Below are 19019 nucleotides of genomic sequence, written 5' to 3'. Positions count from 1 at the left end.
GGAAGGCGACGCACCATGACGACACCCCCCGAGGTCTGGTTCCTCACCGGCAGCCAGCACCTCTACGGCCCGGAGACGCTGCAGCAGGTGGCCGACCAGTCGCGCCTGCTCGCGCAGCAGCTCGACGCCGACCCGGCCATCCCCGCCCGCGTGGTGTGGAAGCCGGTGCTCACGTCCGCCGCCGACATCCTCGACGTCTGCCGCCAGGCCGACATGGCGGGCGCGGTCGGGGTGATCGCCTGGATGCACACCTTCTCCCCGGCCAAGATGTGGATCTCGGGCCTGGACGCGCTGCGGGTGCCGCTGCTGCACCTGCACACCCAGGCCAACGTGGCGCTGCCGTGGTCCGAGATCGACATGGACTTCATGAACCTCAACCAGGCCGCGCACGGCGACCGCGAGTTCGGGTATGTGCAGACCCGGCTCGGGGTGGCCCGCAAGACCGTCGCCGGGCACGTCAGCGACCCGCGTACCGTCGCCCGTATCGCGACCTGGGTGCGGGCGTCGCTGGGCTACTCCGCGATGCGCTCGCTGCGGCTGGCCCGCTTCGGCGACAACATGCGCGACGTCGCGGTCACCGAGGGCGACAAGGTCGAGGCGCAGCTCCACTTCGGCGTGTCGGTCAACACGTACGGCGTCAACGACCTGGTCGCCGCCGTCGACGCGGCAAGCGACGCCTCGGTGGACGCGCTGGTCAAGGAGTACGACGACAGCTACCAGCTGGCGAACGAGCTGCGGCCGGGCGGCGACCGCCACGACGCCCTGCGCTACGCCGCCCGCATCGAGGCGGGCCTGCGCTCCTTCCTGGAGGCCGGCGGGTTCCGCGCGTTCACCACCAACTTCGAGGACCTGGGTGGGCTGCGCCAGCTGCCCGGCATCGCGGTGCAGCGGCTGATGGCCGAGGGCTACGGCTTCGGCGCCGAGGGCGACTGGAAGACCGCGGTGCTGGTCCGCACGCTCAAGGCGATGTCCGTCGGCACCACCGGCGGCACGTCGTTCATGGAGGACTACACCTACGACCTCAGCCCCGGCCAGGAGGTCATCCTCGGCGCGCACATGCTGGAGATCTGCCCGACCATCGCGGCCGGCACGCCGCGCGTCGAGATCCACCCGCTCGGCATCGGCGGCAAGGAGGACCCGGTGCGCCTGGTCTTCGACGCTGCCGAGGGACCGGCGGTGGTGATGGGCCTGGCCGACATGGGGGAGCGGTTCCGCCTGGTCGCCAACGAGGTCGACGTCATCGCCCCGCCGCAGCCGCTGCCGAAGCTGCCCGTGGCCCGCGCGGTCTGGAAGCCTCGGCCCGACCTGGCCTCCTCCGCGCAGGCGTGGCTCACCGCGGGCGGCCCGCACCACACCGTGCTGTCCCAGGCCGTCGGCGTCGACGAGCTGCACGACCTGGCCGAGATGAGCACCACCGAGCTGGTCGTCATCGACGCGGACACCACCCCGCGCCGCTTCGCCGACGAGCTGCGCTGGAACCAGGCGTACTACCGCCTCGCCCGCGGTTTCTGACCGGTCCGCCGCCGCGCTCCCGGGTCCTGCCTTCGATCCGGGAGCACGGCGGGAGTGGTACACCGGTGGACCTCGGGATGATCACACCGGGTTACGATGCGCCCGGGAGGGAGACACACCATGAGTCAGCAGCCCGCCGCACGCGCCGCGGTGATGAACGACGTCGCGCGCCTCGCGGGGGTCTCCCACCAGACCGTCTCGCGGGTGCTCAACAACCATCCCAGCGTGCGCGAGGAGACCCGCGAGCGGGTGCTGCAGGCGGTCCGCCAGCTCAACTACCGGCCCAACGCGCTGGCCCGCGGCCTGGCCGGGCGGCGCTCCCGGGTCATCGGCGTGGTCAGCTTCGACACCATCCTGTACGGACCCGCGGCGACGCTGCTCGGCGTCGAGCGGGCCGCCCGGCGCGCCGGATACGGCATCAGCATCGTCACGCTGGAGCAGCTCGACCGGGCCGGGGTCATGGCGGCCGTCGACGCGCTCACCGAGCAGTCGGTGGCCGGAGTGGTCATCATCGCGCCGCTGATGACGGCGGCCGCCGCCGTACACAGCCTGCCCACCGGCGTGCCCGCGGTGGTGGTCGAGTCCGATGCCGCCGGGGAGCTGCCCGCCGTCTCGGTCGACCAGGTCGCGGGCGCCGGGCTGGCCGTGCAGCACCTGCTCGACCTGGGCCACGAGACGGTATGGCACATCGCCGGCCCCCGCGACTGGGTCGAGGCCCGCGACCGCGTCGACGGCTGGCGGCAGACCCTGGAACGGGCCGACCGCCGCGTGCCACCGCTGGTCAACGGCGACTGGAGCCCGCGTTCCGGCTACGAGGCGGGGGAGCTGATCGCCGGGCGGCCCGACGTCACCGCCGTGTTCTGCGCCAACGACCAGCAGGCGCTCGGGCTGCTGCGCTCGCTGCACGAGCGGGGGGTGCGGGTGCCCGAGGACGTCAGCGTCGTCGGGTTCGACGACATCCCCGAGGCCGCGTTCCTCACCCCGCCGCTGACCACCGTGCGGCAGGACTTCGACGAGGTGGGCCGGCGGGGCCTGGCCGTCCTCCTGGAACTGCTCGACGCCGACGAGACCAGCCCGGCGACCCACCCGCGCGTCGCGCCGACGCTGGTGGTCCGCGCGAGCAGCGGCCCGCCCCGCACCCGCTGACCCTCGTGACGCGGTCCCTGACGGCGGCCGTGCCCACCGATCCGTCGGCGCGGTCCACAACACAGGAGTTGTGGACACAACCCAGAAGTTGTATCCCGGGGACGGACACCTACCGCTGGGCTGTGGAACGGGTCCGATGGTTGCCGTTGCGGGACGTCGTCCTCGCCCGCCACACCCAGACGGCCACCGCGACCACCGCCAGCCAGGTCAGCCCGAGCATCCAGCCGCCCAGCACGTCGCTGGGATAGTGCACGCCCAGGTAGATGCGCGACAGGCCGACCAGCACCGCGCCCGCCGCCGCGGCCAGCCACGCGGTGGCCCACACGGTGCGGTTGCCGGTCAGCATGCAGACCAGCCAGGCCAGCAGTGCGAAGCCGACCAGTGAGCTGGTGCTGTGCCCCGAGGGGAACGAGAACCCGGTCTCCGGCACCACCTGGCCCGGCGGGTTCGGCCGCTCCCGGCCGATCGTCACCTTGATGCCGAGCACCAGCAGCTGCACCAGGCCCAGCGTGAGCACCCCGAGCGCGATCGGATACCAGGAGCGCAGCCGCCAGGAGACGTAGGCGACCCCGGCGACGGACGCGACGGCCAGCGCGACGGCGCTGCCCAGGTCGGTCACCGCGATCATGATGCGATTGAGCCCGGGGGTGCGGTGCCCGGCCAGCCAGTCCACCACCGGCCGGTCGATCACGGTGAGGTCGTCCTCGTCCACGACCGCGTCGAGCACCTCGACGAACACCGACGCCAGCGTGAACACCAGCGCGGCCCCGATGACCAGCAGCACCAGCTCGGCCGCCACCTTCGCGGTCACCCGCGACAGCGCGGCCCGGCCGTGCCGGTCGCCGGTGCGGTACCAGGACGCGCCCGCCAGCATGCGGGCCGCCGGGCGCACCGCGCACACCACGGCGTACGCCGCGCACACCAGCAGCACGACGACGCCCAGCCCGAGCAGCACACTTCCGGTCATCGGCCCTCCTCGGCCGCCATTCGATCAGAGAAGGCTGGGCGAACGCTGGCAACGGGCCGCGGGCTGTCCGGCGTGTCCGGCCGCCGGTCACCGGACGGCCCACCCTGACCGGCGCGGACGGGCACCGCCCGACCCTCCTGTCCGGACTTCCCGTTCCGGGCCCGCGCCCGTCGGCACCATCGACACATCCGTTCCGAACCGAGCAGAAGGAGTGACGGATGAACATGCGGCGCAGGCTGATGACGCTGGTGGCGGCGGTGGTCGTCGCGGCCACCGCGGGCACGGCCCTGGCGGGATCGGCCCATGCGGCCCCGGCGTCACAGGACGTGCAGCCCCTGGGCGTCGGGGTGTTCCAGCAGATCCGCAACGAGTTCTCGAACAAGTGCGTCATCCCGAAGGGGAACTCGCTCAACCCGAACGCGCCGATCGTGCAGCGCACCTGTGAGAACCGGACCCAGCACCGCTGGGCGCTGTTCTCCACCGGCAACGGCTACTACTGGATCGTCAACCAGGGCAGCGGCCTCTGCCTCGACCTCGCCGCCAACAGCGAGGACGAGGTGACCTACGGCACCCGGGCCCAGCAGTTCACCTGCGACATGGCGTACACCAGCGAGCAGTGGACCCCGATCTCGTACTTCGGCACGGGCATCTACCTGTTCCAGAACCGGGTCAAGAACCTGTGCCTGGACGTGCTCGGCCGCTCGGGCAGCAACGACGCCCCGCTGCAGGTCATCGAGTGCAAGCTCTACGAGACGGCGCAGCAGTTCTACTACTACTGATCCACCGGCACGGCCGGACGGCGTCGCTCAGGCGGCGCCGTCCAGCCGTGCGCGCACCAGGTGCGCGTGGTCATGGCCGACCCGGTCGAGGATGGTCCACGCCTCGTGCAGCGCGTCCCGCTCCGCCGCGCCGTCGCCGAGGGCGGCGTGGCTGTCGGCGAGGTTCTGCAGCGTGCTCGCCGCCCCGAAGCGGTTGCCCGCCTCCCGGAACATCGCCAGCGCGCGCCCGTAGTACGTCACCGCCGTGGTGAACTCGCCGAGGTGATGGTGGGCGTAGCCGAGGCTGTCCAGGGTGTCGGCGACCCCCTGCGAGTCGCCGACCCGCCGCAGCCGGTCCAGCGCTCGCTCGCAGTGCGACACCGCCTCGCGGTACTCGCCGAGCAGGCCGAGCTGCCAGCCCACGGCGTTGAGCGTGTACGCCTGCCCGGCCGTGTTGCCCGAGGCGGTGAACAGCTCCAGCGCCCGCCGCGACTGCTCCAGCGCCTCGCGGTGGCGCGCCGAGCGCTCCAGCGACTGCCCCAGGTTCAGCAGCGTCTGCGCCAGCCCGTCCCGGTCGCCGAGGTCGGTGAAGTCGTCCAGCGCCTGCTTGAGGTGGCCGTACGACTCGTCGTGGCGGCCCAGCCGGGAGCAGGCGCGGGCCAGGTCGCGGTGGGCGTGCGCCTGCCCGGTCAGGTCGCCGTCACGCGTCGCCGCCTGTAGCACCAGCTCCTGCGTCTCGTGCCACTCCGGCCAGTGTGCCCGCCGGTCCAGGTAGCCGGACAGCGCCCAGGCGAGCTGCCACGCGTGCCGCCCGAAGCCGCCGTCGGCGGCCCGGCGGATCTCGGCCAGCAGCACCGGATGCTCGGCGTCGAACCAGGCGGCGGCCGCCCCGCCGTCGGCGAGTTCGGCGGCCGCCGCGCCCGGCACCGGTGGCGCGGGCGCGATGTCGCAGAACGGCGGGTGCAGCAGAACCGCGGCCCGGTGCGCGGTGTGCAGGTAGTGGTCGAGCAGCCGGTGCCGAGCCCGCTGCCGCTCGCTGGAGTCCAGGTCCCGCGCCAGCTCGGCGGCGTACGCCCGGACCAGGTCGTGCAGCGCGTACCGGCCGGGGCGGGGCTCGCTCAGCAGGCCCGCGTCGACCAGCTCGGCGAGCACCCGGCCGGTCGGCCCGGCTCCGGTGCCGGCGAGGCAGGCGACCGCGCGCACGCCGATGTCGCCGCTCGCGGTCAGCCCGAGCAGGCGCAGCAGCCGCGCGGCGTCCGCGTCCAGCGCCCGGAACGACCATGAGAACACGGCGCGCAGGTCGGTGGACCCGTCGCCGGTGCGCAGCGCGTCCAGCTCGCCGGAGCCTCCGCACAGCTCGGCGGCCAGCTCGCCCAGAGGCAGCGCGGGCTGCAGCGCCGCCCGGCAGGCGACGATGCTCAGGGCCAGGGGCAGCCGCGCGCACGCGCCCGCGAGCTGCGCGGCGGCGCCGGGCTCGGCGTGCAGGCGGGGCTGCCCGATGCGCGCGGCCAGCAGCTCCACGGCCTCGTCGGTGCTGAGCAGGGAGAGGTTCAGCACCTGCGCGCCGTGTGCCACCACCAGCCCGGCGAGCCGGCTGCGGCTGGTGACCACGGCCAGGCAGCGCGGCCCGGCGGGCAGCAGCGGGCGCGCCTGGTCGGCGTCGCGCGCGTTGTCCAGCACCACCAGGACGGCGCGCTCGGCGAGCAGGCTGCGGTACAGCGCGACCCGGGCGTCCGGCTGCGCGGGCACGCGGTCCGGCGCCACCCCGAGCGCTGCCAGGAAGCCGCGTACCGCCTCGTCCGGGGTCATCACCGCACCCGACGGCTCGAAGCCGCGCAGGTCGACGTAGAGCTGGCCGTCGGGGAAGCGCGGCGCGGCGTCGTGCGCCCAGTCCACCGCGAGCGAGGTCTTGCCGACACCGGCCGGGCCGGTGATCACCACGGGCCCCGCGGCCGCGGTGAGGGCGGCCAGTTCCGCTCCGCGTCCCACGAAGCCGCGTACGCGGGGTGGCAGGCTGCGTGGCGTGAGCCGCTCGGGTGGGGGTGGTGCGTCCACGCCGGGCCGCGTCGGCGCGGCCGGGGCCCGGTCGGCGGGCGCGCTCAGCGCCGCCTCGCCCAGCAGGTGCTCGACCACGGTGTGACGCCGGCGCCAGAACTCCTCGACGCCGAACTCGCGGGAAACCTGTGCGGCGCGGCCGGTCTCACGTGCGTGCACGAGGCAGCCGGCCACCAGGGCCCGGATCACCCGCCAGTCCGGCAGCCGCCCGATCCGCCCGGCGAGGATCGCGCCGAGCTGGCTCTTGCCCAGGCCCACCTCGGCCGCGAGCTGCCGCAGGCTCGGCCCGCCCGCCTGCTCGCGCAGCTGCCGCAGATCGTCACAGAGGCGGGCGAGCAGCTGTGGCGCGACGTCACCGGCGGTCGGCATGACTCTCCCCGTGTCGATGGTCCTACCGACCGTAGTCAGCCCCGCGGTGGCGCTGTATCCACGAACCGACCATGTCCACTTGAAGACACCTCAACCCGGCGGAAGCGGCATCAAGCCGCCGGTGGGCGCGCCTCGTCATCGGCGTTCTCACCGCTCAGGAAGGCGTACATGTCGACGATGTCGAGCACCTCCCGGACCATGCCCGAGGCCCGGGTGAGCCGGAACGAGCCGCCGTGGCGCACCGCGAGACCGTGGGCGCCGAGCAGCACCCGGATGCCGCTGGAGTCCAGGAAGGTGACCTCGTGCATGTCGACCTCGACGGCCCGCCCGGGGTGGCTCTCGATGGCGCCGGCCAGCCAGGTCGTGAGGTCCTGCTCGGTCAGCAGGTCGAACTCACCGGCCAGGGAGACCCGGACGGCGTCTGGCAGAACCTCCACCTCGTGTGTGGCCTGCGGGGTGCTTGCTCGCTCCATGAACAAAGACAATCACAGCCTCCGGACGGCGACAACGGCGACGTCATCGGCATTGGGCGGACTGGTCAGCCGAGTGAGAAGCCGGTCACAGTAGAGATCGAGATCCGCGTCGACGGCGCCGGCGATCTCGGTGAGGTCGGCGATGCCGTCACGGATCGTGATGTCACGCCGTTCGACCAGGCCGTCGGTGTAGAGCAGCAGGGTGCCCCCCTCGGCGACGGTGAACTCCAGGTCGGCGGGCCGGGGGTGGCCGATGCCGAGCAGCGGTGCGCGCTGCCACACCTCGCTCACCTGCCCGTCCTCGATGAGCAGCGGCGGCAGGTGACCGGCGTTGGCCAGCCGGGCGCGGCCCGTACGCGGGTCGAACAGCATCAGGCACAGCGTGGCCATCTCCCCGGGCAGCAGCCGCACCATCAGATCGTCGATGCGCCGGACGATCTCACCGGGCGCGTGCCCCTCGACGGCGTAGGCGCGCAGCGCGTGGCGGATCTCGGCCATGACCGTCGCCGCGTGCAGCGAGTGCCCGACGACATCGCCGATGGCGATCAGCAGCAGGTCGCCCAGCGCCGCCAGCTCGTAGAAGTCACCGCCGATCTCGGCTTCCTGGCTCGCGGGCTCGTACCGCACCGCGAACTGCACGCCGTCCACGGCGGGCAGGCGCCTGGGCAGCAGGCTGCGCTGCAGCGTGATGGCGATCTGGTGGTCCTGGTACTGCGCGCGCTGCGCCTCGGCCGCGGCGGCCAGCGCCGAGGTCAGCTGCGTGAGCAGCTGGACGTGGTGCTCGTCGTCGGAGGCGGTGGTGAACACGTACAGCGGCGGCCGGTCGGCGCGCGGCCGGGCCGTCGCGACGGTCGCGGTCCCGGCGGGCCACCCGAAGGGCAGCTGCCACCGTGCCGCGTCACCGGTGACCAGGCGGGTGCCGATCGGCACCTCCTCGCCGGGCTGTTCCCACTCGGTCAGCGTGACGTGGCCCACACCGGCCGCCAGCGCGCAGGTCCACCCGGCGTCCGGGGTGCTGACGGCGACCGCGGCGACCCCGCCGAACAGCCTGGCCGCGCCGGTCGCGGCGTGGCCGAGCAGCTCGGCGAAGTCCCTGGCCATGGTGACCGCGAGGGTGGTGTCGGCGAGCTGGGCCAGGCCGTCGGCGAGCTGCTCGGCGGCCCGGCGCGCGCGGTAGTAGCGCAGCACCGCGTGCACCGTGGCCACCAGCTCCTGCGGATCGATCGGCTCCACGAGGTAGCCGTCGGCCCCGCCGACCAGGCCCAGGGTGCGGTCCGGCGCGTCCACCGCATGCGCCGACACATGGATCACCGGGATGCCGGCGGTGTGCGGGTCCGACTTGATCCGGCGGCACACGTCCAGGCCGCTCATGTCGGGCAGCTTCACGTCGAGCACGATCATGTCGAAGTGCTGCCGTTCGATCTGGTCCAGCGCGTCGTGGCCGCTCTCCGCCTCGGTCACGGTGAAGCCCGCGCGGGTGAGCCAGTTCTTGATCAGATAGCGCTTCGGGGCGCTGTCGTCGACCAGCAGGACGGCCGCCGCCTCCGGCGCGTTCACCGCTGTCTCGAGACGGGCAGGGTGACGGTGAACACGCTCCCGCTGCCCGGCTCGCTGTCCAGGCTCATCACGCCGCCGAGGATGCCGACCAGCCGGCGGGCGTACGGCAGCCCCAAGCCGGTGCCGCGGATCTTCTGCCGGCGGGGGAGCTGCACGAACTCCTCGAAGATGCGCTCGTGGTCGGCGGCCGGGATGCCGATGCCGGTGTCGGCCACGGTGATCCGCCACTGCCCGCCGTCGCGCTCGGCCCGCATGGTGACCGTGCCCTGCTCGGTGAACTTGACCGCGTTGTGCAGCAGGTTGCGCAGCACCTGGGAGAGCAGCACCTCGTCGGACTCCAGGCAGGCGCCGTCCTCCGGTGCCTCCACGACCAGCTCGACGTCGGGGCTGACCAGGATGGCCTTCAGGGTGCCGCGCAGCTGCTTGAACAGCTGGCCGAGGTCGACGGTGGCCCAGGTCGGCTCCAGATGGCCGGACTCCGCCTTGGCCAGGTCCAGCAGGTCGTTGACCAGCGACAGCAGGTCGGTGGCCGAACCACGCATCAGCTCGATCTGCTCGGCCTGCGCCGGGGTGAGCGGGTCGGAGGCGGAGTCCGACAGCAGCCGGACCAGCCCGATGATCGAGGTGACGGGGGCGCGCAGCTCGTGGCTGACGTTGGCGAGGAAGCGCGACTTGGCCTCGCTGGCCTGGCGCAGCTGCTCGGACTTCTCGTCCAGCTCGGCGTAGAGGGCCACCACGCCGCGGTTGGTCTCCTCCAGCTCGGAGCTGAGCTGCAGGTACAGCGCCATCACGCCGCGGTTGGTCTCCTCCAGCTCGTCGTTGAGCGTCTTGAGCCGGTCGCGCTGCTGCCGGGCCTCCTCCAGGGCGGCCAGCAGGTGCTCGTTCTGCGAGGCGAGCTCGTCCAGCGGGCTGGCCACCGCCGAAGCCGCGAGCGCACGCTGTACCTGCTCGACGCGGTCGGCGTCGGGCAGGCCCTGCTGAGGAAGGCGACGTGACAGCATGACCACTGTCTCCTGCCCGTTCTCGGTGACTTCTAAAACCTCGACGAGCCGTCCCGCGGGCCGCAGTCCCGCCCGGTCGACCGGGCCGGCCACCCGGAGCCGGATCCGCAGGTGGGTGGGCTGGCCGCCGAGCAGGAACGTCACGTCCACCGCATCGGCGCGGGACAGCAGCTGGCGGCCCACGTCGCTGAGCGCGGTGGCCAGCCGGATCTGGTCCTGGTGCTCCAGGCCCAGCGCCGACGCCGCCTCGCGCCCCCGCTGCCGCACGGTGAAGACGTCCTGCTCGCGGCGGAGCACCAGGTGCAGCAGTTCGGTGCCGCTCATGGCGTCGCCCTGGCCACCAGCACGCAGGCGTCGTCGCGGCGGACTCCGGCGTCGCGCAGCACGGTGGCGGCGATCAGCAGCGGGGAACGGGTGTCGAGCCCGGGATACCCGGTCAGGCTCCACTTGTCGCTCACCCCGTCGGAGTGCATGACGAGCAGCGACTGCGCGGTGAAAGGCTGTACGAACTGCCGGAAGCTCGCCTTGCCGTGCCCGACGATGCCGGGCATGGACACCATGCCGCGCCGCTCACCGCCGGTCACCACGGCGGTGGCGACGTTGCCCACGCCGCAGGCGCGGACCACCCCGGCGGCCGGGTCGATCTCGGCGATGGTGACGGCGGCGCCGCGCGTGTGCGACAGGCCCCGGTGCAGGCGCTCCACCAGCGTCGCGGGCGCCTCGTCCGGGGCGGTGTGGAAGATGTTGAAGGCGGCCTGGGCGGCCGCGGCGGCGGCGGGGCCGTGTCCGAGCCCGTCGCACACCATGACCTGCCGATGGGTGGTGTGGTCGCGTACGGCGAAGCAGTCGCCGCTGACCGTCTCGCCGGTGAGTGGACGGGTGAGACCGTCCGCCCAGGCCGGCGGCGGCTCGGCGGCCTGCCAGAGGCGGGCGGCGAGCACGGAGCCGCGCCCGGGGAGGGAGAACCCCTCACAGCGGTCGGCGAGCCGGGCCACCGCCCCGAGACCGATCCCGAGCGTGCCGGTGGTGGAGTGGCCGTCCTCGTACATCGCGGACAGGTCCACCATGCCCGGTGCCGAGTCGATGCTGACGATCTCGACGCCGACGTTCTCGGCCTGCCGCACCGGGCGCACCAGCAGGCTGCCCTCGTCCGCATGCTTGATCAGGTTGGTGGCCAGCTCGGCGACGACGATGGCGATGTCGGCGATCCGCTGCTCGCCGAGGCCGACCGCCCGCGCCAGCTCGACGGTGTAGCGGCGCACCGTGCCCACGGCACTGGCGTCGTCCATCCGGAACCAGGCCGGGGTGGGGGTGAGTGAGCTCAGCGCGCCCACTTGACCACCGCCACGGTGGTCCCTGCGCCGACCGCCGTGTCCAGGTGGAACTCGTCGACCAGCCGGCGCGCGCCGCTCAGGCCCAGCCCCATGCCGGTGCCGCTGGTGTAGCCGTCGGTCAGGGCGAGCTCCACGTCGGCGATGCCGGGCCCGCTGTCGGTGAACACGATGCGCACCCCGTGGCGGGATCCGTTGAGCACACGGCAGACCTCGGCGCTGCCGCCCCCGCCGTAGACGAGCGTGTTGCGGGCCAGCTCACTCGCGGCGGTGACCACCTTCGTCTGGTCGACCAGCGACAGCTTGGCGGCGACCGCGGCGGTCCGCACCAGCTGGCGGACGCGCACGACGTCCTCGTCGCTGCTGATGGCCTGCACCTGGCGGTCGGTGGCCTCGCTCGTCGTCATGAGGAGGCCGTCTCCGGATCGCCGAAGAGCTCCAGATCGTCGGCCGTGTCGGGCTCGGTGCTGCGGGCCAGCAGCTCCAGGCCGCGTTCCACGTTGAGGGCGGTGCGGATGCCCTCCAGGGAGAGGCCCAGCTCCACCAGCGTGATGGCGACGGCGGGCCGCATGCCGACGACGATGGTCTCGGCGTCCAGCACCCGCGAGATCGACGCGATCGTCGACAGGGTGCGCCCGACGAAGGAGTCGACGATGTCGAGTCCGGTGATGTCGATGATGACACCCTTGCAGCCGGTGTCGACGATGCGCTGGCCGAGGTCCTCCTGCAGCTGGAGGGCCATCTGATCCTGCATGTCGATCTGGATCGACACCAGCAGCACCGATCCGATCTTGAGGATCGGCAGCCGGTCCATCACGCCTCCCGCTTCACGGCGCGCTGGTCGGCGTTGCGGCGCTGCACCGCGTGCCGCAGCGCGTCGGCGAGGCTGGCCTTCGTGACGATGTCGCCGAACTCGATGCCCAGGGTCACGATGGTCTGCGCGATCTGCGGGCGGATACCCGAGATGATGCACTCCGCGCCCATCAGCCGGGCGGCCATCACGGTCTTGAGCACGTGCTGCGCGACCTGCGTGTCGACGGCCGGCACGCCGGTGATGTCGATGATCGCGTACGGCGAGCCCGTGTCGACCAGGGCCTCCAGCAGCCGCTCCATGACCACCTGGGCCCGCGCGGAGTCCAGGGTGCCGACCAGCGGGACGGCGACCACGCCCTCCCAGAGCTTCACCACGGGCGTGGACAGCTCCAGCAGCTGCTCGCCCTGCGCGGTGATGATCTCCTCGCGGGCGCGGGAATACGCCTCGAAGGTGAACAGGCCCAGCTCGTCGATCAGCGCCGACCACGCCACATAGTCACGCAGCGCCGCGTCGTCGCCCTTCTCCACATCGGCGGCCTCGTACAGCGCGGTCTTGAGCGCGAACACGCTCGTCGCGGTCTCGCTGGCGGTGAAGCCCATGCGGGCCCGGCTGCGCGACAGCTCGGTGAGCAGCGCGCGGAGCTCGGCGCTGTGCACCGAGTCGACACCGGTGGCGCCGGCCAGCAGCGCGGAGCGCAGCTGCGCCTGGAGCTCGCCGGTGTGGCGGGCCGCCTCGGCGACGGTGAGCCGGCCCTTCAACGGCGCGGCCGCGACCTCCGACCAGCGCTGTGAGATCCTGTCCGAATGGGTGGACAGCAGCTGGCCGAGGCGTTCCGCCTGTTCTGCGTTCAGCGCCATGTTCTCGTGTCCTCTGCCGTGTCGTCGTGTCGCCCTGACCGGTAGGCGACTCTAACACCGTGCGCCGAGCGCTCCCACAGGCTGTGACGGCACAAGGATCACGGTGCAACCAGGTTTGGGACGCGGTCCTGCCGGGCAGGGGCGCCAAGTGATCCCGTGCAGCTGCGACATCCTGGCCGGGCGGGAAACTGCGCGTCCGGCCGCCGGAGGGCGCACCGGACAGCGGCGCGTCCCGTTCACCGGGCACGGATCATGTATGTTGCTCATGCTCCGGGCGCGGGCCGGACCACAGGTGCCGTCGCACCCCGCCCGATCGCGAGCAGAGCCGCCGAGCGCTGCCGGCCTGTCCGCCCGACATCGCACCAGGATGCCGATGGGCAGGGTGGAGGAGATGTGCGCAAGGTGAGCACCCCGTTCGAGCAGCCGCCGTGGGACGTGGCCACGATCTCCTTCAGCAGCGCGTCGCAGCTGGCGGCCGTCCGCGACTTCGTGGGCGACCACGCGCTCGCGGCGGGGCTCCCGCCGGACCGGGTACGCGGGCTGCGGCTGGCGGTCAGCGAGGTCGTCACGAACACCCTGCGGCACACCGTCGGCGGCGGCGTGATGCGGGTGTGGACCGACGGGGACGAGGTCATCTCCGAGCTGACCGACAACGGATCGTTCCGGCACGAGGTCCGGGCGCCCGTGGAGCACCCCACCGCCGCGGGCGGCTGGGGGCTCTACATCACCGGGCAGGTGTGTGACGAGTTCCTCTGCTACAGCAGGCCGGGCCGGACCGTGTGGCGGCTCGTGCTCAGGCGGGCGCCCCGGCCCGGAGCGGCCGGACCCGCACCCGCCCGCCCGCCGGAGGACGCCGGTGAGCCGCGCCTGTAGCCGCTGTGTACCGCTGGTGTAGCGGGCCCGCCTAGCGTCGCGCGCACAGGCCGGGACACCGCCCGGTGCCGTCTCACCGCCGGGAGTGCGCATGCCCACCAGAAGAAGCCTCATCGTGGCGGGGCTCGCCGCCGCGGGGTCCGCGCTGGCCGCGACACCCGCCGCCGCGCTGCCCACGGCCGACATGGAGGCCGTGGTCAAGGCCGCGCAGATCGACCCGCGCCGGGCCGACTCCGCGATCACCCCCGGCAGCCGCGACAGCGTGCTGCTCGTCGAGCAGGCATTGCAGGCGAAGGGCCTGCTGGCCGCGGCGTACGCCGACGGCCACTTCGGCACCCGGACCATCGACGCGTACGCCGCCTGGCAGCGCTCGCTCGGCTACACCGGCCTGGACGCCACCGGCCTGCCCGGCCCCACCTCGCTGCGGCTGCTCGGCGAGGGCCGGTTCACGCTGACCCGGGTGCTGTCCCCGGGCACGGTGTCGACCTGGCGCGGCGTGCCGGTCAACGCCCGGACCAAGGCGATGCTGCTGGAGGCCGAACGGCTGCTCGGCCGGCAGTTCACCATCACCCAGGGCTCCTACAGCCCGGGGGAGGACCCGACGTCGGCCGGCACGCACGACGGCGGCGGCGCGCTGGACCTCGCGGTGACCGGGCTGACCAGCACGCAGCGCACGGCGTCGGTGCGGCGGCTGCGCGAGGTCGGCTTCGCCGCCTGGCTGCGTACCCCGTCGCAGGGCAACTGGCCGTACCACATCCACGCGGTCGCGCTCGCCGACACCGATCTGTCGACCCCCGCCCGCAACCAGGCCGGCGACTATTACCTGGGCATGAACGGCCTGGCCAATCGGGGCCCCGACGACGGCCCGCAGGTCACGAAGGTGACCTGGGAGGAGTACCAGCGGGCGCGCTGAGGCTGCGCACCAGCGCCTGCGCCTGGGTGAGGAGACGGGCGTAGCGGGCGGGCGTCCGGGCGTGCAGCCGCTCGGCCGCGACGGCGGCGGCGCGGGCGTGCGCCGCGGCAGCGGCGGGGTCGAACGGGCGCAGCGTGTAAGCCAGCGCGTAGCGCGCGTAGGCAGGCCCGTCCGTCTCGTCCTCGGCGAATGCGCCGGTCTCGATCAGCGTCTGCCACACCTGCCGGGACTCCTCGGCGGCGGCGCGGCCGTCCTGCCCGGCGTCGGCGAGAGCCAGCGCGAGGGCGAGGTGCGCGTAGGCCGTGCCGGCCCCGGTGAACGCGGGCAGATCCCGGTGGTCCAGGCCACGGTCGACGGTGACGGCCCAGCGGGCCAGCTGCACGGCCTCGTCCACGGCGCCGGCGCGGCGCAGCACCAGGCTCAGGTTCGCGGCGACGAGCACCCGCTGGATGTCGGTGGCCGGATCGCGGTCGGGGTCCAGGCGCGCGTAGGCGTGGGCCTGCCGCAGCCGCGGCAGCGCGGCCCGGTCGTCGTCCAGCACGGCCAGCATGCGGCCGAGCGTCAGGTTGGGCCGGACGGCTGCGCCGGGGTCGCGCTCGGCGTAACGGTCGGCTGTGGCCGCGGCCTCCTCGGCGTAGGCCAGCGCGGACCTCATCCGCCCGGCCGTACCGTGCTCGTCGGCGTGCCACAGCAGCGCCTCGGCGAGCGAGGGCAGCACGGCGTCCGCGGTGCGGCGGCGCAGCCGGGCCGTGTCCTGCCGCAGCCGCGTGGCCGCCACGGCGTCCTCACGCGCGAACAGCCTGTCGGCGCGGCGGGTGATGCGGCGCAGGCGCCGGGTGAGGCGGCGTTCGCGGATGGCGTTCCGGTTGAGATAGAGGCCGAAGACGAGCAGGCCGACACCGACCAGCAGCGGGGAGAGGTCCAGATCCGCGGGCACGGCCATGATCGTAGAGAGCCGTCCGGCCGCTGGTGATCATCCTTTTCGGTATTCGTGCCCGGCCGCCGAGCGTGGACCGGTTTCGCGGCCGCTATTCGAAAATCAGGGCATAATACACATGTGGTACGCGATGCCATTCACGACGAGGTCGTCCGCGAGCACCTGGACCAGCTGGGGCTCAAGCACTTCCTCGACGTCCGGGCGACCGTGCGCTCCCTGCTGGAGCACCTGGCCCGGCTGCAGCGCGCCGCGTACGCCGCGGTCGTCGCCGAGCGGCTGCTGCACGAGCACGAGAGCCTGCCCGCGCGGGAGCGCGCCGCGTACGCCACCGACTGGCGGCCCGCCCTGGACATGGTCTGGCGCGGGCTGTCCGGGGACGCCACCGCCGAACCGGAGCTCGCCCACGCGGTCGGCTGCTTCTACCTGAGCCCCAACTTCGCCGACCGCCGCCGCGACGACCCCACCGACATGCCCGGCAACGCCGCGCTGGCCGCCTTCTACGCCGCCGAGTGCTACCTGCACGGCTGCGTCGAGTTCGCGACCTGGACCGGCTGGCGCGGCTTCGACACCGCCGCCGTGCACGCCGCGGGCGACCGGGCCTGGCCGCGCCGCCGCCCGCCCGAGGTGGACGCGCTCGCCTGGGAGCTGGCCCACCCCGCGATCCAGGCCGAACTGGACCTGCAGCTGGCCGAGATCGAGCTGGTCAGCGCCGAGGGCGCCGACCTGCTCGAGGACACCGCCCGGGACACCTTCCTCAAGCGCCTGCGCCGCCTGTCCGGCTGACCACCGGCACCGTCGGGCGGCGCAGGAGCCATTCGGCGAGCAGCAGGTTGGGCACCCAGCACAGGAACGGCACCAGGTGGTACGCCAGCTCGAACGCCGCCTCGGGGTCCATCCCGAACCCGGCCAGCACCGGGGTCAGCACGCCCAGCCACAGCCGCAGCGTCACCGCCGCGTACGTCATCGCGAACGTGCGCACCGCCCAGCGCCGGTGGGCGGCGAAGTGCCGCCGCCGGGCGGCCCGGACCGCGGCGCCCACGAACCCGATCCACAGCACCGCGAGCAGCCCGAACCCGGCCGTGCCGATGAGGCCGGCCTGGTTCGACGGGGCCAGCACCAGGCCACCCAGCCCGGCCGGCAGGATCGAGAGCGCCACGATCCGCCCGTTGACCCGGTGCAGCCGGGGGAGCCGGGTCCGGATCCGCGCGGCCAGCTGCAGCGGGGACAGCGCCAGCGCGATCCCGCCGCAGACGATGTGGACGTAGAAGGCCGCCTGCGCCCAGCCCGGCAGCGCGGCGTAGCTCGCGGCGAACGCGTCGTCCTGCGCCGCGAGCCCGCGCAGCGAGGTGCTGAGGTACGGCAGCGGCGCGAAGGCCGCGATGGCCACCGCCGTGAGCGCCAGCCACCAGAATCCGGCCGCGCGGCCGCGTGACCTGGGGCGTTCGGTGGGCAGGCTGGTCGTCACCATGAGGAGTCCTTTGTGCTCGGCCGTCCGGTCGGCCTGAGCGTAGGCAGCCCGGCGTGCCCGGGTCTCCACTCGCGACAGGGATCCGGTCTCCCTCACGCGAGGGGTTTCCGGTCGTACGCCTGCCGCCCGGTGCGGCCGGTCGGGCAGGATGGCGGCCATGCGACTGCCCGAAGCGCTGCGGCGCGTGCCGGTGGCCGACCTGTGGCTGGCCGCCGGCCTGTCCGCGGTCTCGGTCACGGCCGCGCTGCTGCTGCCGGTGGGGCCGCCCTACCGGCCCGTCGACGTGGTGGGGGCGGCGCTGAGCGGGGTCGCCCCGCTCGCCCTGGCGCTGCGGCGGACCGCGCCGCTGCCGGTGCTCGCCGCCACCGGCGCGATGGTGCCGCTCGCGGCGGTGCTGGGCTACCCCGTGATGACGGTGCAGTGGCCCGCCTGGATCGCCCTGTTCACCTGCTTCTCGCTGGGCGAGCACTGGGGCCGCCGCGCGGTGGCGGTGCTGCTGACGTGCCTGTCGGTGGCCGGGTTCGCCGTCGCCGACCGGGGCGCGGTCGGCACGCTGGATTACTTCGGCATCGCCATGTGCTTCCTGGTCTCGACGGTCGCCGGGGACGCCGCGCGCAGCCGCCGGGCCGCCGCCGAGGCCGCGCACCTGCGGGTGCTCGCGCTGGCCCGGGAGCGTACGGAGGCCGCCGAGCGCGTCGTCGCCCGGGAGCGCCGCCGCCTGGCCGAGGAGCTGCACGACGCGCTCGGGCACGCCGTCAACGTGATGGTCATGCAGGCCGGCGTCGGCAGGCGCGTGTTCGCCGAGAACCCGCAGTTCGCGGAGCAGGCGCTGGCGCACGTCGAGACGGTGGGCCGTGACGCGCTCGGTGAGCTGGACCGCCTGCTGCGGGTGCTGCACCCCGATTCGGCATCGTCGCCCGGCGGCGAGCCCGCGGTCAGCCGCGCGGACGGGCCCGCACCGGCCCTGACCGGCCTTGCGGAACTCGCCGACCGGGTCCGCGCGGCCGGGCGCGAGGTGGTGCTGAAGCCCGCCGACGTGGCCCTGTCCCCGAGCGCCGAGCGCGCCCTCTACCGCATCGCCCAGGAGGCCGTCACCAACGCGCTGCGGCACAGCAGGAACGGCCCGGTGACCGTGGAGGTCACGCAGCTCGCGGACACCGTGGTGCTGGAGGTGGGCAACGAGGTGCCGCCGATGTCCGCGCCGGTCCCGGGGCGCGGCCTGATCAACATGCACGAGCGGGCGCGCCTGGAGGGCGGCTCGTTCGAGGCGGGGCCGGTCGGCGGCCGCTTCCGGGTGCGGGCCGCGCTGCCCGCCGCCGTGGCGGTGCGGCCGTGATCCGGGTGCTGCTCGCCGACGACGACGCCATGGTGCGGGGCGGGCTGCGCGCGCTGCTGGCGGCCGAGCCCGGTATCGAGGTCGTCGGCGAGGCCGCCGACGGGGGCGAGGCGGTCGCGGCGGCCCGCGCGTCCCGCCCCGACGTGGTGGTGATGGACGTACGCATGCCCGTACACGACGGGACCTCGGCCGGTCGCGAGATCGTCTCCTGGCCCCCGCCGCGTCCCCGGGTGCTGATGCTGACCACGTTCGACCACGACGAGGTCGTCGACGCCGCGATCGCCGCCGGGGTGGACGGTTTCCTGCTGAAACGCGCCACCCCGGAGGAGCTGGTCGCCGGTGTCCGCACCGTCGCGGCCGGGCACGCGCTGCTGGCCCCGGCGGTGACCCGGCGGCTGCTGCGCGAGGCGGCCACCCGGCTGGCCCGCACCGGCGGCACGGCGGCGGCCGCGGCCCGGCTCACCGACCGCGAGGCGCAGGTGCTGGACGCTCTGGCCGCGGGCAAGTCCAACGCGGAGATCGCCGAGGCGATGTACATCTCGCTGGAGACGGTGAAGTCCCACATCAAGAGCGTGCTCGGCAAGCTCGGCGTACGCGACCGCACCCAGGCCGTGGTGTGGGCCTACCGGAGCGGCTTCACCGCCCGGTGAAC

General features: G+C 73.8%; 19 protein-coding genes. 8 read left to right on the top strand and 11 right to left on the bottom strand.

What is annotated here, in order from left to right; translation table 11 throughout:
* Positions 1–15: 15 nt before the first annotated feature.
* A complete protein-coding gene (gene araA, locus Cba03nite_RS08725) occupies positions 16–1512 on the top strand; it encodes an L-arabinose isomerase (RefSeq protein WP_203743894.1) in 1497 nt (498 codons plus the stop codon).
* A 120-nt stretch (positions 1513–1632) separates the two neighbouring features.
* Complete coding sequence (locus Cba03nite_RS08720; RefSeq protein ID WP_203743892.1) at positions 1633–2658, top strand: LacI family DNA-binding transcriptional regulator; 1026 nt, start codon at positions 1633–1635, stop codon at positions 2656–2658.
* A gap of 109 nt (positions 2659–2767) precedes the next feature.
* Here Cba03nite_RS08720 and Cba03nite_RS08715 read toward each other — a convergent pair whose 3' ends face one another.
* The gene (locus Cba03nite_RS08715) at positions 2768–3625 is read right to left on the bottom strand and encodes a phosphatase PAP2 family protein (protein ID WP_203743890.1); all 858 of its coding nucleotides are present in this window, start codon (positions 3623–3625) and stop codon (positions 2768–2770) included.
* A gap of 218 nt (positions 3626–3843) precedes the next feature.
* Between Cba03nite_RS08715 and Cba03nite_RS08710 the strand changes: the two genes are divergently transcribed.
* On the top strand, positions 3844–4404 hold the full coding sequence (locus Cba03nite_RS08710; RefSeq protein WP_203743888.1) for an RICIN domain-containing protein: 561 nt from the start codon (positions 3844–3846) through the stop codon (positions 4402–4404).
* Positions 4405–4431: 27 nt separating this feature from the next.
* On the opposite strand, the gene Cba03nite_RS08705 is transcribed toward Cba03nite_RS08710, so the two are convergent.
* The 8 genes from Cba03nite_RS08705 to Cba03nite_RS08670 form a co-directional block, all read right to left on the bottom strand.
* Positions 4432–6807: an ATP-binding protein gene (locus Cba03nite_RS08705; protein ID WP_203743886.1), complete on the bottom strand. Its 2376-nt coding sequence runs from the start codon at positions 6805–6807 to the stop codon at positions 4432–4434.
* A gap of 110 nt (positions 6808–6917) precedes the next feature.
* The gene (locus Cba03nite_RS08700) at positions 6918–7280 is read right to left on the bottom strand and encodes an STAS domain-containing protein (protein ID WP_203743884.1); all 363 of its coding nucleotides are present in this window, start codon (positions 7278–7280) and stop codon (positions 6918–6920) included.
* A gap of 12 nt (positions 7281–7292) precedes the next feature.
* Complete coding sequence (locus tag Cba03nite_RS08695; protein ID WP_203743882.1) at positions 7293–8837, bottom strand: fused response regulator/phosphatase; 1545 nt, start codon at positions 8835–8837, stop codon at positions 7293–7295.
* Positions 8834–10162, bottom strand: a complete 1329-nt coding sequence (locus Cba03nite_RS08690) for a sensor histidine kinase (RefSeq protein ID WP_203743880.1) — start codon at positions 10160–10162, stop codon at positions 8834–8836. Before Cba03nite_RS08690 ends, Cba03nite_RS08695 begins: the two co-directional genes overlap by 4 nt.
* Positions 10159–11172: an ATP-binding SpoIIE family protein phosphatase gene (locus Cba03nite_RS08685; RefSeq protein ID WP_239125566.1), complete on the bottom strand. Its 1014-nt coding sequence runs from the start codon at positions 11170–11172 to the stop codon at positions 10159–10161. Before Cba03nite_RS08685 ends, Cba03nite_RS08690 begins: the two co-directional genes overlap by 4 nt.
* Positions 11160–11576, bottom strand: a complete 417-nt coding sequence (locus Cba03nite_RS08680; protein WP_203743878.1) for an anti-sigma regulatory factor — start codon at positions 11574–11576, stop codon at positions 11160–11162. The genes Cba03nite_RS08685 and Cba03nite_RS08680 overlap by 13 nt, the downstream gene beginning before the upstream one ends.
* Complete coding sequence (locus tag Cba03nite_RS08675; protein WP_203743876.1) at positions 11573–11983, bottom strand: STAS domain-containing protein; 411 nt, start codon at positions 11981–11983, stop codon at positions 11573–11575. The genes Cba03nite_RS08680 and Cba03nite_RS08675 overlap by 4 nt, the downstream gene beginning before the upstream one ends.
* Positions 11983–12840, bottom strand: a complete 858-nt coding sequence (locus Cba03nite_RS08670; RefSeq protein ID WP_203743874.1) for an STAS domain-containing protein — start codon at positions 12838–12840, stop codon at positions 11983–11985. Before Cba03nite_RS08670 ends, Cba03nite_RS08675 begins: the two co-directional genes overlap by 1 nt.
* 402 nt (positions 12841–13242) lie before the next feature.
* On the opposite strand from Cba03nite_RS08670, the gene Cba03nite_RS08665 reads away from it, so the two are divergent.
* Positions 13243–13713: an ATP-binding protein gene (locus Cba03nite_RS08665; RefSeq protein WP_203743872.1), complete on the top strand. Its 471-nt coding sequence runs from the start codon at positions 13243–13245 to the stop codon at positions 13711–13713.
* Between the two features lie 91 nt (positions 13714–13804).
* Positions 13805–14626 (top strand): peptidoglycan-binding protein, encoded by an 822-nt coding sequence (locus Cba03nite_RS08660; protein WP_203743870.1) that lies wholly within the window; start codon positions 13805–13807, stop codon positions 14624–14626.
* On the opposite strand, the gene Cba03nite_RS08655 is transcribed toward Cba03nite_RS08660, so the two are convergent.
* A complete protein-coding gene (locus Cba03nite_RS08655; RefSeq protein WP_203743868.1) occupies positions 14586–15563 on the bottom strand; it encodes a hypothetical protein in 978 nt (325 codons plus the stop codon). The genes Cba03nite_RS08660 and Cba03nite_RS08655 overlap by 41 nt on opposite strands.
* Before the next feature lie 120 nt (positions 15564–15683).
* Here Cba03nite_RS08655 and Cba03nite_RS08650 point away from each other — a divergent pair, with 120 nt between their 5' ends.
* On the top strand, positions 15684–16346 hold the full coding sequence (locus Cba03nite_RS08650; RefSeq protein WP_203743866.1) for a hypothetical protein: 663 nt from the start codon (positions 15684–15686) through the stop codon (positions 16344–16346).
* On the opposite strand, the gene Cba03nite_RS08645 is transcribed toward Cba03nite_RS08650, so the two are convergent.
* Positions 16318–17031, bottom strand: coding sequence for a DUF2306 domain-containing protein (locus Cba03nite_RS08645; RefSeq protein WP_203743864.1), 714 nt, complete (start codon positions 17029–17031; stop codon positions 16318–16320). The two genes, Cba03nite_RS08650 and Cba03nite_RS08645, sit on opposite strands and share 29 nt — an antisense overlap.
* Positions 17032–17188: 157 nt before the next feature.
* On the opposite strand from Cba03nite_RS08645, the gene Cba03nite_RS08640 reads away from it, so the two are divergent.
* A complete protein-coding gene (locus Cba03nite_RS08640; protein WP_203743861.1) occupies positions 17189–18367 on the top strand; it encodes a sensor histidine kinase in 1179 nt (392 codons plus the stop codon).
* Positions 18364–19017, top strand: coding sequence for a response regulator (locus Cba03nite_RS08635; protein ID WP_203743859.1), 654 nt, complete (start codon positions 18364–18366; stop codon positions 19015–19017). The genes Cba03nite_RS08640 and Cba03nite_RS08635 overlap by 4 nt, the downstream gene beginning before the upstream one ends.
* Positions 19018–19019 lie beyond the last annotated feature (2 nt).

Origin of the sequence: Catellatospora bangladeshensis (genome assembly GCF_016862575.1) — a bacterium.
Taxonomy (GTDB): domain Bacteria; phylum Actinomycetota; class Actinomycetes; order Mycobacteriales; family Micromonosporaceae; genus Catellatospora; species Catellatospora bangladeshensis.
The sequence above is the reverse complement of the archived record's forward strand: the minus strand, read 5'-3'. Positions and strand labels throughout refer to the sequence as shown.

What these genes read in the sequence shown, in the direction of transcription:
- araA (WP_203743894.1), top strand. Translation starts at nt 16, where the DNA reads ATGACGACACCCCCCGAGGTCTGGTTCCTCACCGGCAGCCAGCACCTC.
- Cba03nite_RS08720 (WP_203743892.1), top strand. Translation starts at nt 1,633, where the DNA reads ATGAGTCAGCAGCCCGCCGCACGCGCCGCGGTGATGAACGACGTCGCG.
- Cba03nite_RS08715 (WP_203743890.1), bottom strand. Translation starts at nt 3,625, where the DNA reads ATGACCGGAAGTGTGCTGCTCGGGCTGGGCGTCGTCGTGCTGCTGGTG.
- Cba03nite_RS08710 (WP_203743888.1), top strand. Translation starts at nt 3,844, where the DNA reads ATGAACATGCGGCGCAGGCTGATGACGCTGGTGGCGGCGGTGGTCGTC.
- Cba03nite_RS08705 (WP_203743886.1), bottom strand. Translation starts at nt 6,807, where the DNA reads ATGCCGACCGCCGGTGACGTCGCGCCACAGCTGCTCGCCCGCCTCTGT.
- Cba03nite_RS08700 (WP_203743884.1), bottom strand. Translation starts at nt 7,280, where the DNA reads ATGGAGCGAGCAAGCACCCCGCAGGCCACACACGAGGTGGAGGTTCTG.
- Cba03nite_RS08690 (WP_203743880.1), bottom strand. Translation starts at nt 10,162, where the DNA reads ATGAGCGGCACCGAACTGCTGCACCTGGTGCTCCGCCGCGAGCAGGAC.
- Cba03nite_RS08680 (WP_203743878.1), bottom strand. Translation starts at nt 11,576, where the DNA reads ATGACGACGAGCGAGGCCACCGACCGCCAGGTGCAGGCCATCAGCAGC.
- Cba03nite_RS08675 (WP_203743876.1), bottom strand. Translation starts at nt 11,983, where the DNA reads ATGGACCGGCTGCCGATCCTCAAGATCGGATCGGTGCTGCTGGTGTCG.
- Cba03nite_RS08670 (WP_203743874.1), bottom strand. Translation starts at nt 12,840, where the DNA reads ATGGCGCTGAACGCAGAACAGGCGGAACGCCTCGGCCAGCTGCTGTCC.
- Cba03nite_RS08660 (WP_203743870.1), top strand. Translation starts at nt 13,805, where the DNA reads ATGCCCACCAGAAGAAGCCTCATCGTGGCGGGGCTCGCCGCCGCGGGG.
- Cba03nite_RS08645 (WP_203743864.1), bottom strand. Translation starts at nt 17,031, where the DNA reads ATGGTGACGACCAGCCTGCCCACCGAACGCCCCAGGTCACGCGGCCGC.
- Cba03nite_RS08640 (WP_203743861.1), top strand. Translation starts at nt 17,189, where the DNA reads ATGCGACTGCCCGAAGCGCTGCGGCGCGTGCCGGTGGCCGACCTGTGG.